This window comes from Lysobacter capsici, from assembly GCF_018732085.1.
Classification (GTDB): Bacteria; Pseudomonadota; Gammaproteobacteria; order Xanthomonadales; family Xanthomonadaceae; genus Lysobacter; species Lysobacter capsici_A.
In genome coordinates this window covers 3356559-3370148 of the sequence record NZ_CP076103.1, presented here as the reverse complement: position 1 = coordinate 3370148, position 13590 = coordinate 3356559, and the positions used below count along the sequence as shown (strand labels likewise).

Sequence of the window (13590 nt, the reverse complement as noted above, 5' to 3'; positions counted from 1 at the left end):
GAACGAAGTGCAGGACGCGCAAGACCTGAAACGATTGGCCGCCGACCTGGCGGTATTCGCCCAGCACATGCAGGAACAAAGCGAGCGCGCGGTCCAGCATGTGGACCGCAGCGCCGACGAACTGCACCGCACCGCGCAGGGCATGGGCGCGGACGCGCAGGAACTGACCCATCAGCTGATCAACGCGGTGCAGAACCAGACCCGCGAGGCGATAGGCCGCGGCGTCGACCAGACCTTCGGTTCGATCGGCACCCAGTTGCGCGAAAGCGCCGAGCTCGCCGAACGCGCGGCCAAGGCGATCGAGGAACAGCACATCGGCCTGCTGCGTTCGCAGCAGGGGCTGATCTACAAGGGCGTGGCGGCCTTGCTGGTCGGCTCGATCCTGGCGGTCGGCAGCAGCTGGTATTTCATGCGCAAGTCGATGCGCGAGATCGAGCGCGCCCAGTTCGCCAAGGACATCCTGCACGCGACCCAGTCGGGCGCCTTGACCCGCTGCGGCGAAGCGTTGTGCGCGCGCGCCGGCAAGACCTACGGCGCCAAGGGCGAGTACGTGCTGCTTGAGTGACCGGGGCTTGAGCGATCGCGGCTCGAGTCACCGGCGCTTGCGTGATCGGGCTCGGATGATCGGGCGTCAGCGATCTTGCTTGGCCGATGTTGCTTGATTGATATTGCTTGATTGATCAGGGTGCGGCCGCGCCGCGTCAGCGCTGAACGATTGCCGCTTCAATCATCGAGACACCGCCGATGTATACAGTAGTCGTTACCGGCGGTTCGGGCTTTATCGCCGGCCATTGCATCGCCCAGTTGTTGCAGGCGGGCCATCGCGTGCGCACCAGCGTGCGCAGCCGCGACCGCGAGAGCGCAGTGCGCGCGATGCTGCGTCAGGCCGGAGTCGATCCGGGCGATCGCCTGTCCTTCGTCGTCGCCGATCTCGAACACGACGCCGGCTGGGCGCAGGCCATGACCGGTTGCGACTACGCACTGCACGTGGCTTCGCCGTTTCCGCCCGGACTGCCCAGGCACGAAGACGAACTGATCGTGCCGGCGCGCGACGGCGCCTTGCGGGTGCTGCGCGCCGCGCGCGACGCCGGGGTCAAGCGGGTGGTGCTGACCTCGTCGTTCGCGGCGATCGGTTACGGCCATCCACGGCGCACCGAACCGTTCGACGAAACCGTGTGGTCGGACCTGAGCGGCGAGGTGGCGGCGTATCCGAAATCCAAGACCCTGGCCGAACGCGCGGCCTGGGACTTCATCGAACGCGAGGGTGGGGCGCTGGAACTGTCGGTGATCAATCCGGTCGCCGTGTTCGGTCCGGTGCTGGGGCCGGATCATTCGACCTCGATCGGTCTGATCCAGCGCATGCTCGACGGCGGCTTGCCCGGCTGCCCGCAGTTGCACTTCGGCGCGGTCGACGTGCGCGACGTCGCCGACCTGCATCTGCGCGCGATGACCGATCCGGCCGCGAACGGCGAACGGTTCCTGGCCGTCGCCGGCGACTTCATGTCGGTGCTGCAGATCGCCCAGACCTTGCGCAGCCATCTCGGCGCCGCCGCGGCGAAGGTGCCCAAACGCGAGGTGCCGAACTGGATGGTGCGCCTGGCCGCGCTGCGTGACCCGGCGGTGCGGCAGGTGATCCCGGACCTGGGCAAGCGCAAGAATGCGAGCAGCGCCAAGGCCCAGCGTGTGCTGGATTGGGTGCCGCGTCCGCGCGAGGATGCATTGATCGCGACAGCGCAAAGCCTGCTCGCGTTGAGGCAAAGCGCCTGAGCCGCGGTTCGCGTCGGCTTGCTTCACTCAAACATCAAACGAGACGTAACTTGGACCGCCCCCTGTAGGAGCGGCGCAAGCCGCGACCGCGACCTGCGCCAGCCCGCGAGACCTGCATCGATCCCGTCACCCCACGTCGAGGTTCAAACGATCAATTCGCACGTGAGGTTTAGGCGCGATTCCCGCCGTTCGCCGCGATCGGATACGGCGCGGTCGCGGCTCGCGCCGCTCCTACATGGAGCGCTTACAAAAAATCGGCGCGAATCCGATCCACATCGAACGGCGTGATGCCTTCGCTCATCGAAAACACCGTGTCGGCCTGTTCCGGCGAATCCACCAGCTCGCCGCGCGCCTGCGCATGCAATTCGAACAAGGTCCGCAGGTCCGGCGTCGCCAGCGCGGTCATCGCGCGCAGGATCAGCGAGATGCCGGATAGATGGTTGGCGGCGTTGTTCCAGCGCGGAAAACCGCCCAGGCCGATGTCGGTCCACAGGATCTGATTGGTCTGCAGATCGAGCACGAACGGCAGGCAGCTTTGCTGGTTCGAGGCCAGGTCCAGGCGGTCTTCGACCGTGCGCGCTTCGAACGGCTCGCCCGAGTTCGCATCGCGGCGCGCCATCCAGCCGGCGAAGCACTCGGGCAGGTCGCAGTAAGGCTGGTTGGTGAAGCTGTGGATGCTGACCACGACGAAGCGCAGGCCGAGCTCGCGCAAGCGCACCAAGTCCAGATCGATGAATTCCGCCGCGCCGCGCGGCGCATCGACGATGTCGCCGCTGTGGTGGCCGCCGTACCCCTTGAGGTTGTAGTAGGCGACGACATCGCGGAACACGAAATCGCGATCGAAGAACGCCGCCGACAGGTCGATGTCGGTGCGATTGCGGCCGTTGGTCCACCACAGGAACAGGCGGATGAAGCGGGTGTCGGGCAGCGGCAGGCGGCTGCCGCGCACCAGCGTGCGCAGCGCGCGCGAGGCCGAGCGCTGGGCCAGCGGCACGCGCATGTCGGCCAGGGCCGGGTCGATGTAGCAGCGGCCCAGCGGCGCGCGCTGGACGAAGCGGGCGCGCAGGGCGTCGCGGCAGATCGCGATGACGCCGGCCAGCACCGTCGCATCGATCGGCGCGCGTCGATCGTGCATGGTCCAGGCGCGCGCGGCGTCGCCCTTCGGAAAGAAGGTGCGCAACGCCGATTCACCGCGATGCTCGAACTGGCTCAGGGCCTGCAGCAGCACCGGTGTGGAGACGCGTTCGGCCACATTGCGGAAGTGATCGAGCACGGCCTGCGCCGGCGCGTCGCCGCGCAGCAGGTGATCGAGCCGGCGCGCGAGTTCGCCCGGACGCGCGCGCAAGCGTTGCGCGACCGCGTCGGTGCGGCCTTGCTCCAAGTCGCGTTCGATCGCGCTGTTGAAACTCTCGAAGGAAAGATCCTCGCGCAGCACCTGGAACGCGCGCCAGGTGTTCGGGCAGCGTTCGCGGTAATCGCCCGGATGCAGCACTTCGCCCAGGCGCTTCCAGCGTTCGCGCCAGCGGCGCATGTCCTCGGTCGGATCGCCGCAGGCTTCCAACCCGTCCAGCAGCCGTCGCCGTTCGCTGCGCTTCATGGCCTTGAACCGGGTCGGTTCGGCCAGCGAAACATCGCCGTCGTTCAAGGCCACGGCCAGGCGCAGCAGGTCGGTCGCGGTCTTGAAGCGCGTGGCGACGAAGGTGTCGGTGGCCGCGCCCGGCGCATAGCGCAGCAGGCCGGCGCCGATCACCGCGAGGTTTTCCTTGAACGGGATCTGTTCCGGCAGCAAGCGGAACACCTGGGCCTGATACTGCTTGATGAACCACAGCAGGTCGGTCTTGTCCTGTTCCGACAGCGAGGTCGGCGCCTTGGCCAGCCGGGTGCAGATGGTTTCGAAATCCTCGGCGCTGCCCAGATCGATTTCGCGCGGCTCGCGGCCATGCAGCAGCGGCGTGGTTTCCATTGGCTCGTGCAGATGTACGCGGCGATGGGTCAGGTAGTGGTGGACCGCGCGCAGGTACAGCTCGGCCTCGCCCAGCGCCAGCGAGCCTTTCGGGAAGTCCGGAAACAAGGGCCTGTGCTTGCGGTGCGCGCCGGTCATCGGCGCCAGATGTTTGCGCAGTTCGCGCAACACCTGGGTGAGCTGTTCGATCGACAGCGTCCCCAGGCGTTCGACCACGGCCTCGGACAGGACATAGCCGAGCGCCTCGGTTTCCTTCTGCACCATCGCCACTTCGGCCGTGCCGGCGCCGCCTTCGCCGGGCTTGACGTACAGCTTGCCGCGTCGCCGCAGGTAGATTCCATTCATGCGCCGTGCCTCCGCGTGGTCCTCAATGAAAAGCCCGCCGGGAGGCGGGCTGTGTGGGAAGCGGGCACCCTAGTTTCAGATAGAAGGAAGGACGCCCATAGCCACGAGGTCGAGCATAGCCCAGCCCTGGGAGAAACAGAATGCCGATGGTCGGTCGCGAACGGCGCGCCCGCTCAGGCCGCCGCGATCGCGCGTTCGGCGCGGCCGGACTGGCGCTTGAGCATCGCGATCGCCAGCAGCAACAGCGCCATCGGCAGCAGCGACAGATAGAACGCGGTGCCGCCGCCGATGCGCGCGAACAGCTGGCCGGTGATGAACGAACCGGTGGTGCCGCCCAGCGCGGAGAACACCACGATCAGGCCGGTCATCGCCGCATGCCGCGACTTGGGCAGCGAGCTGAGCACGACCGAATTGATCGCCGGATAGATCGGCGCCATGAACAAGCCGATCAACGGGAACACATACGCCGCGAGCGGCGCGCGCGCCCAGTTCATGTCGGCATTGGGCCGCGCCTGGCCGGCCAGCGGCAGGGCCACGATCACCAGCAGCGCCATCGCCACCACGCAGGTGATCAGCAACCAGTGCCACGGCACCCGCCGCAGCGCGAGGCCGGCGGCGAGCCGTCCCAACGCCAGCGACACGGCGAAGATGCTCGCCGCCTGCACGCTCATGGTCGTGGGCAGGTGCAGAATTTCGCGATTGAAGGTCGGCAGCCAGGTGCCCACGCTTTGTTCGATCAGCACGTACAGGAACGCCGAGACCAGGAACGTGGCGACCAGCGGTTGAGCGATCAGGCGGAACATGTCGAGAAACGAATCGGCGGCGGCGTGACCGTCGCGCGCGGCCGATTCGTCCATGCGCGAACACGCGAGCAGCACCACGATCAGCGCGGCCATCGCGGCGAGCAGCCAGTACACGCGCAGCCAGACCGGGTCGGCCGGCGAATCGGGGTTGATGAACCAGGCGAAGATCCAGTAGCCGGCGAGCACGCCGACCATGAACCAGCCTTCGATGATGCTGGTCAGGCTGGCATGCGCCTGCTTGCCTTCGGTGAGCAGGCCGATCGAGGAATACACCGAGACCTTGGTCAGCGCGAACGACACGCCGGTGGCGATGAACAAGACCTTGGTCATCCAGAACGAGGACAGCAGCGGCATCAGCGCGCAGGCGACGCCGACGATGCCCAGGCCGAGCATCATCGCGCGGCGATAACCCAGCCGCGGCATCAGCGCGGCGGTGAGGAAGGAGACCACCGCGATCGGCAGGTCCTTGAAGGCTTCGAGAATGCTGGCGTCGCCCTTGCTGATGCCGAAGCCCTGGATCGACTGCAGGATCACCGTGCCCACGCTGTTGAGCAGGATCCCGAACATCATGTAGGTCAGGATCATCGCCACGATCATCAGGCGGCGACTGGAAGCGGTGGCGGTGGCGGTCATGCAGGCTCCGGCGAATCATCTACCGCGTATTGAATCCTTCTCCCGCACGCGGGAGAAGGTGCCCCGAAGGGGCGGATGAGGGCGCGTGGCGATCATCGGCCCTCACCCCAACCCCTCTCCCGCACAGCGAGAGAGGGGCTTTGAACGTATCGAGAGTGAATCCTTCTCCCGCGTGCGGGAGAAGGTGCCCCGAAGGGGCGGATGAGGGCACGCGGCGATCATCGGCCCTCACCCCAACCCCTCTCCCGCAAAGCGGGAGAGGGGCTTTGAGCACGTCGACTCAGCGCGCGATCACCACTTATACGCGGCCGAGAACAGATACGAACGCCCCGCGATCGGCCGGCCCATGAACACGCCGCCGGTCGCCGCGCCGGGCACGCGCACGTTGCCTTCGGTCAGGCCCAGCTCGTTGGTCACGTTGCTGCCGCTGAGCGCGAATTCCCAGTTGTCGCCGACGTGCATGTTCGCGCCGACGTCCACGGTTTCGTACGACGGCAGCTTCTGGGTGTTGGCTAGGTCGGCGAAGCGATCGCCGATGCGCGAATAGGTCGCGAAGATCTTCAGGTCGCCGAACGGCAAGGTCCAGAAATAGCTCGGGGTGAAGCGGAACTGCTGCTTGGGCTGGCGCATCACCTGATTGCCGGTGAACTCGCGGTAGTTCTCGTACTTCGCATCCAGCCAAACGCCGGTCAGGGCGAGCTCCAGGCCGCCGATCGGCCGCACCGCGCCTTCGACTTCGACACCGTAGGCGCGCGAATCGCCGGCGGTGGTGAAGTTGGTGCCGTCGTCGAGGAAGGCCTGGAACGGCGAGTTGGTGAAGCTGTTGTAGAACGCGGTCAGGTACAGGTCGTAGAACGAGTTGCCGGATTTGAAGCCCAGTTCGTACTGATCGATTTCCTGCACTTTGTTGTTGCCGTCGCGCAGGTTGTCGAACGCCGGCAGCTTGTAACCGGAGTTGGCGCGCGCGAACACGCTGGAGGTGTCGTTGAGCTTGTAGTTCAAGCCCAAGGTCCAGGAGAAATGCTTGTCGTCCTGGTCGATGCGGCGGGTGCTCGGCAGCGAGATCGAGGTGGCGTTGTCGTACAGCGTGTTCGGATTGCCGTCCAGGTCGACCGTGGCGGTGTCGTGCACGGTGCCGTCGACCTGCTGCCATTCGTAGCGCACGCCGCCGTCCAGACGCAGGCGATCGTTGATCTGCCATTCGTCGGCGACGAACACCGCGGTGTTCTGGCCGTCGTAGTCGCCGCGCAGCGAGAAGAACGAATTGCCGGTGAAACCGTCGCGGGTGACCTGGCGGCCGTCGGCGAGGGTCAGGTTGATCCGGCGCGCGTTGTTCTGCGCGGTCAGCAGCATGTTGTTGCCCAGGTACCAGGTGTCCTTGGACGAATACTTGGCGAAGTACACGCCGGCGGTCAGCGTGTTGCCTTCGAACAAGTCCTTGCTGAAACGCAGGTCGTTGGTGAACGATTCGATTTCCTTGTCGACCACCCAGAACCCGGCGGTCAGCACCTGCTGGTTCGGATCGACCGCGCCGCCGCCGTTGACGTAGGTCGCGGTGCCGGCGCTGCCGTAGCCGGCGATGAACGATCCGAGCGTCTGCGGGCTGGCGCCGGTGAACAGGCCGTTGGTCGGCGCGCTGCCGCTGACGTAGTTGACCCGGTCGCTGATGGTCCAGTCGCCGGCGTAGAAATCCATCGACGCACCGAACACGTCGAGGTTGATGCCGCGGCCGTCGGCGAGATCGCGGCTGATGGTCTGACCGTTCGGTCCGGTCGGAATCGTGACGTGGCGGAAATCGTTGCCGAGCAGGGTGCCGGTCTGCGCATCCAGGCCGGGGAAGCTCGACAGGCTGCTGCCGTTGTTGCGCGAGAGCAGCGGGATCGGGGTGAAGAACGCGTTCTTGTCGTTGGTGTGGCGCGCGTAGACGGTGATCTCGCCCTTGTCCCAGCTGTGGGTCAAGGTGGCGCTCAACTGGCCGCCTTTATCGGCCGGGAATTGGGTGTCGCGCACGCCGTCGGTGCTGCGGTAGAAGCCGCCGACGCTGTAGTACCAGCCTTCGCCGAGCTTGCCGCTGTTGAACAGGTCGACGCGGCGCAGATTGTCGCTGCCCACGCCCACGCGCACGCTGCCGGCGGGTTCTTCGCCGCCTTTCTTCTGGATGAAGTTGACCGTCGCGCCGGGCTGGCCGTTGGAGAAGATCGGGCTCGGACCGCCGCGCAGCACTTCCATGCGGTCGATGGTGTCGTCCATGCGGAACAGCGTGGAGTTTTCCAGGAACGACAGGGTCGGCGGCGGGAACAGCGGCGCGCCGTCCATCTGCACGGTCACGAACGGCGCGTCGCCTTCCGAGGGCATGCCGCGCACGAAGATGTTCGCGCCGGTGCTGCCGCCGGCCGATTCGGCCCAGATGCCGGGCACGACCTTGAGCGCGTCGGCGGTGCTCAGCGGCACGGCTTCCTGGATCTGCTCGAGCGAGGCGGTGGTGATCGAGAAACTGGCGTCGCGCTTGCGCAGGCCCTTGAAGCGCGCGGTGCCGCTGACCACGACCGCGTCGAGGGTGGTGGCGGAGGTTTCGGCCGGCGCGGTGTCCTGCGGCGCGGCGGCGGCCGCGTCCTGGGCCAGCGCATGGCCTGGCGCGAGCGCGGCGGCGATCGCCGCGGACAGCGCGTAACGCATCAGACGAGTTTGCTTGAAGGCTGCGTGGTGCATGGTGATCTCCCCACCCGGTTGTTATGGATTGTTGAACTGCAAGGCGGTCTGCCGCGGCGGTACGTGCCGACGCGGTCAGGGCGAAACGAAAGCGTTCAGATCGAAGGAGGCGATGTCGGGCAGGCAGGCGTCGGCGCGCGCGAGCGTGGCCGCATCGCCGATGCCGATCGCGGCCATGCCGGCGGTCTTGATCGAAACCACGCCGGCGGCGGCGTCTTCCAGGCCGATGCACCGCGACGGCGCGACGCCGAGCGCGGCGGCGACATCGAGGAAAATGTCCGGCGCCGGTTTGGCGCGGGCGATCCGCGCCGCGTCGGCGATGTAATCGAAACGATCGGCGATGCCGAGGCGGTCGAGCAGGGCGGCGGCGTTGCGGCTGGCCGAGGCGACGCCCAGCTTGAGGCCGCGCGCGCGCGCCTGTTGGAGCACGCGTTCGACTCCGGGAAACAGATCTTTCGGCGTGACCTGCGCGATGGCCTCGACGTAGTAGCCGTTCTTGCGTTCGGCCAGCGCGCGTTTCTGCTCGGCGCTCAGCACCTTGCCGGCATGGCGCAGGATGAGCTCCAGCGAACTCATGCGGTCGACGCCCTTGAGCTGCTCGTTGACGTGCTGGTCGAACGGCAGGCCTTCTTCGTCGGCCATGCGCTTCCAGGCGCGGTAGTGGGTCTGCGCGGTGTCGGTGAGCACGCCGTCGAGGTCGAAGATCAGCGCCTGCGCCGGACGCGGGAACGCGAGCTTGCCGTCGTCGCCGGGTTGGCCGCCGGGTTGCGCGAGCGCGACCCGCAACGGCGTACCGGCGCTGAGTTCGATCGCGCGGCCGGTGTGTTCGATGCGCAAGGCCGCGCCGTCGAGCAAGGTGTATTCGACGCCGTCGCGATCGACTCGCAGGCGCAGGCGCCGGCCTTGCCAACGCAGGCCGAAGCCGAAACCGCGCCACTGTTGCGGCAAGGTCGGTGCGAATTTCAGCACGCCGTCGCAGGTGCGCAAGCCGGCGAAGCCCGAGGCCAAGCCCAGCCACGTCCCCGCCAGCGCCGCCATATGCACGCCGTGATCGGTATTGCCGTGCAGATCGTCCAGGTCGACGCGCAGGTTGTCGTTGAAGAATTTCGCCGCTTGCTCGGCATGGCCGACTTCGCTGGCGAGGATGCCGAACACCGACGCCGACAAGGTCGAGTCGTGGGTGGTGACCGCTTCGTAGTAGTCGTAGCTGCGCCGCTTGATGTCGGTGCCGATACCGTCGCCGGCCAACACCAGGGCCATCACCACGTCGGCCTGCTTGCAGATCTGGTGGCGGTACAAGGTGATCGGGTGATAGTCGAGCAGCAGCGGCCGGTGTTCGCCCTCGTGCTTGGGGAAGGGCCAGCGCGGCTTGTCGAGGAAGGTGTCGTCCTGCGCGTAGATTCCCAGCGCTTCATCGTAATGCAGGAACATGCGCTCGCCGGCGCGGCGCCAGGTGTCGATCTCGTGCGGCTCCAGTTGCAGGCGTTGGGCCAGCGCCTGCAATTGCTCGGGACGTTCGCGTTGCAGTTGTTCCCACACGCGCACGGCGCGCAGCAGATGCTGCTGGGCCATGCGGTTGGTGTAGAAGTTGTTGTCGACCAGCGCGGTGTATTCGTCGGGGCCGGTGACTTCGTGGATGCAGAACGCGCCGCCGCGACGCGGGTTGAAGTGGCCGATCTGCGGCCAGATGCGCGCGGTTTCGAACAGGATTTCGGCGCCGCATTCGACCAGGAAATCCAGGTCGCCGGTCGCGTCCAGGTACAGACCCAGCCCATACGCGACCGCGGCATTGATGTGATACGCGGCCGAACCGGAGGGGTAATGCGCCGAGCATTCGCCGCCGGTGATCGTGCGCCACGGGAACAGCGCGCCGCGCGGATGGTTCATCTCGCGCGCGTGCTTGCGCGCCGGTTCCAGCGCGAGAAAGCGCGCATGCAGCATCGCGCGCGCGACGTCCGGCGCGGTGTAGGCCATCACCGGCAGCATGAAGGCCTCGGTGTCCCAGAAATAATGGCCTTCGTAGCCTTCGCCGGTCAGGCCCTTGGCGGCGGTGCCGTTGACGCCGTCGCGCCCGGCCGATTGCAGCAGATGGAACAGGTTGAAACGCAGCGCCTGTTCGGCGGCGGCATCGCCGTCGATGAACAATTCCGCGCCGTCCCAGAACTGCGCCAGCGACGCGGCCTGGCGCGCGGCGATCGCGTCGAAGCCGTCCGCCACCGCCTGATGCAAGGCCTGCGCGGCATGCGCGGGCAGATCGGTCGCGTGCGGGTTGGTGTCGGTGGCGTAGACGACGAACTTCTCGATCGTCGCCTCTTGTCCGGGCTGCAACTGCGCGAGGTAGCGCTGGGCGACGTGCTCGGCGCCGATCTGCGCATCGCCGAAACTCACGCCTTCGCCCAGACGATGCGCCTGGCTGCAGACCACGCGCACGCCGCTGCGGCGGGTCGCCTGGACCACGTCGGCGCTGCGCCGGTCGGCCTGGCGCGAAAGCAATTGCAGACCTTCGGCCGAGGCCACGCCGATGCGCGGGTCGTCGCCTTGTTCGGCGGCGGCGTGGCCGCATTCGATCGCCGAGGCCAGGGTGATCGGGCCGGTGTAATCGATCGACGCGATGGTGTAGCGGATTGCGAGCAGATCCACCCCGGCCGCGCCGCTGTCGAACGGCAATACGCGTTCGGCGCGGATTTCGACGGTATGGCCTTGCGCAGTCTTCAGGCGCAGGCGGCGGCTCAGCAAACCGCTGCGCAGATCGAGTTCGCGTTCGAACGCCAGCCACTGCGCGGCATCGATGTCCAGGCGCTGCGCGCCCAGCCACACCGCGATGCGTTGGCCGTCGGCGACCGGCAGGCGGGTGTCGGTGCTGCGGGCGAAACCGGGGAAGCGTTCGTGGTAGTGGATCGGGTGTTGTTCGAACACCGACGCCAGGAAGCTGCCGTCGCTGCCGCCGTCGGCTTCCTCGAATCCGCCGCGCACGCCGAGCGAGCCGTTGGCCAGGGCGAACAGGGTTTCGTCGCGGCGGCGCAGCGCGGGGTCGTGACGATCCTGGCGCAGGCGCCAGGCGTCGGTGTCGTCGGTTGGGACGGGCGTAGCGGCAGCGGGGGTCGGGGTCACGCGTAGGGCCTGGAAGCGGGTGGGCGGCATCGGCGATGCGGCGGGTTGCGAGGGTGTGTGGCGAGGTCTTGGAGGCGGACCGTAGGGATTGATTGTTATCGATGTCAAGTTACCGATAACAATTGAGGCTTGGCGTGGGGTGTGGGGGCTTGCGGGGAGGGGGTTGGCGGTCGGTGTTGATCCGCGATTTATTGCGTCGGATCAGATGGTTAAGAAATGTTGCGATGCGCAAGATCGGCGTTGATCGTGGTTGTCGGATGTCGGTTTTGTCGCTGCGTTGCAGCATGACCGAGTGCCGGTTTCGCGCGGGGTGAGGACGATTGTTTGGCCGGTTGTCGCGTCGGCGGTTGCGACGTTGATGAAGATTCGCGGTCGCGGCTTGTGACCGAAGGAAATCCAGTAGGACGCCGCTCCTACAGGGAGGCCATGTGGCTTTCGCCCGAATTCGCGCAGTTCATCCAGCGCTGCGAGGCTTGTAACTCGCGTTAGCAACAGCGCACCCGGAGGGCGGCGCACATGGATGTGCGCCGTGCGCCACCGAGACAGGATGTCTCGTGTGGCGCATGCCTGCGTCGGCAACGATCGTGCGGGCCCTTGATTCAAAGAAAAGCGTTTTTCTTTGGTTACCTTTCTTTTGTCGCTTTTGACAAAAGAAAGTAACTCGGCCGCTTGCGGACGAAAGCTTTAGATCTTGCCTTTAGCTTAAAAGGCACTAGAGCTTCAAAGCTTTTGAAGCTGCAAGCAGGATCAAAAGCTTCCGCCACTAAAGCGGCGGGTAACTTTCTTTTGTCCAGAGCCACAAAAGTCCGCCTGGATTCCCTTCGGTCAAAAGTCACCAAAGAAAAAGGCGCTCCTGTTTCGAATCAAAAGCCGCACGATCGATGCCGACGCAGGCATGCGCCACACGGGACATCCATGTCCCGGTGGCGCACGGCGTGCATCCTGCACGCCGCCCTCCGGGTGTGCTTTTGCTGACGCGAGTTCACGGCCTCGCAGCGCTGGATGCGACGATTGAAACGAGGCGAAAGCCGCATGGCCTACCTGCAGGAGCGACGTCCTACTGGATTTCCTTCGGTCACAAGCCGCGACCGCGAAACCGCATAGACGCCGCATCGAACCAGGCGCCCGATAAAACCGCCGCCGCATCATCAAACCGCCAAGCGCCAAGCGCCAAGCGCCAAGCGCCAAGCGCCAAGCGCCAAGCGCCAACCCCTCAGGTAACCCGCGCCACCAAATGCGTAGGCAAAATCTCCGACGTCGCCGGCTCCCCCTCGATCATCGCCAGAATCTTGCGCGCCAACGACACCCCCGCATCGACGAAGTTCTGATGGATCGAGGTCAACGGCGGCAGATACGTCGCGCCCAGCGGCGTGTCGTCGTAACCGATCACCGACACGTCGTCGGGCACGCGTCGGCCGCGTTCGATCAAGGCGCGGATCGCGCCGATCGCGAGCAAGTCGCTGGCCGCGAACAAGGCGTCGAACTGCGGGTGCTGATCGAGCAGGGCATGCACCGCCTGCGCGCCCGCGCTGACCGTGAAATTGGCCACGGTCGGGGTCAACGGCTCGATGCCGTGCGCGGCCAGGGTGCGCTGGAAACCTTCCAGGCGCTCGGCGAACTCGCCGTGCGCGCTGTCGCCCAGGAACACCGGCCGGCGCCGGCCCAGGGCCAAGAAACGTTCGGCGGCCAGGCGGCCGCCGAGGTGATTGTCGCTGCCGACCACGATCTGCGATTCGTGCCGGCTGACCGCGCCCCACACCACCATCGGCCGGCCCCAGCGCCGCACCTCGTGCATGGCGTCCTCGTGCGCGCCCTGGCCGAGCAGGATCACCCCGTCGGCGGCCTGCACGCTCGGCAGCGCGCCGCCCTGCAGCGAGGTCAGCAGCACGCTGTAGCCGGCCGAGGTCAGTTCCTGGCTGATGCCGCCGAGCAGGTCGAGCGGGTAGGGGCCGGACATCTGCCGCTCGATCGTGGGTTTCATTTCCACCACCACCGCCACGGTCATGCTGCGGCGCAGGCGCAGGTTGCGCGCGCTGATGTTGAATTGGTAACCCTCGCGCTCGGCCAGTTCCTTGATCTTGGCCCGGGTTTCCGGATTGACCAGCGGGCTGTCGCGCAGGGCGCGCGAGACGGTGATCGCCGAAACCCCGGCCAGTTCGGCCAGGTCGGCCATGGTCAGGTGTTCGCCGGCCTTGCGGGCCGGATTGGATGCGCGCGGTCGGCTCATACGGGGTGGATCGTTCCAGGATCGCGATCGAA

7 protein-coding genes are annotated in these 13590 nt (G+C 66.6%); 2 read left to right on the top strand and 5 right to left on the bottom strand.

The genetic code is table 11. The features are described from left to right. Positions 1-7 precede the first annotated feature (7 nt). Complete coding sequence (locus KME82_RS13900; RefSeq protein WP_215494579.1) at positions 8-565, top strand: hypothetical protein; 558 nt, start codon at positions 8-10, stop codon at positions 563-565. A gap of 179 nt (positions 566-744) precedes the next feature. Beyond that, on the top strand, positions 745-1767 hold the full coding sequence (locus tag KME82_RS13895; protein WP_215494578.1) for an SDR family oxidoreductase: 1023 nt from the start codon (positions 745-747) through the stop codon (positions 1765-1767). A 244-nt stretch (positions 1768-2011) separates the two neighbouring features. On the opposite strand, the gene KME82_RS13890 is transcribed toward KME82_RS13895, so the two are convergent. The 5 genes from KME82_RS13890 to KME82_RS13870 form a co-directional block, all read right to left on the bottom strand. Beyond that, on the bottom strand, positions 2012-4075 hold the full coding sequence (locus tag KME82_RS13890; protein WP_215494577.1) for a TerD family protein: 2064 nt from the start codon (positions 4073-4075) through the stop codon (positions 2012-2014). Positions 4076-4248: 173 nt separating this feature from the next. Next, positions 4249-5511, bottom strand: a complete 1263-nt coding sequence (locus KME82_RS13885) for an MFS transporter (RefSeq protein WP_252255320.1) — start codon at positions 5509-5511, stop codon at positions 4249-4251. Positions 5512-5802: 291 nt separating this feature from the next. Continuing rightward, positions 5803-8187, bottom strand: coding sequence for a TonB-dependent receptor (locus tag KME82_RS13880; RefSeq protein ID WP_215499072.1), 2385 nt, complete (start codon positions 8185-8187; stop codon positions 5803-5805). Between the two features lie 108 nt (positions 8188-8295). Next, positions 8296-11361 (bottom strand): beta-phosphoglucomutase, encoded by a 3066-nt coding sequence (gene pgmB / locus KME82_RS13875; protein WP_215494576.1) that lies wholly within the window; start codon positions 11359-11361, stop codon positions 8296-8298. Between the two features lie 1183 nt (positions 11362-12544). Beyond that, complete coding sequence (locus KME82_RS13870) at positions 12545-13558, bottom strand: LacI family DNA-binding transcriptional regulator (RefSeq protein ID WP_252255317.1); 1014 nt, start codon at positions 13556-13558, stop codon at positions 12545-12547. Positions 13559-13590 lie beyond the last annotated feature (32 nt).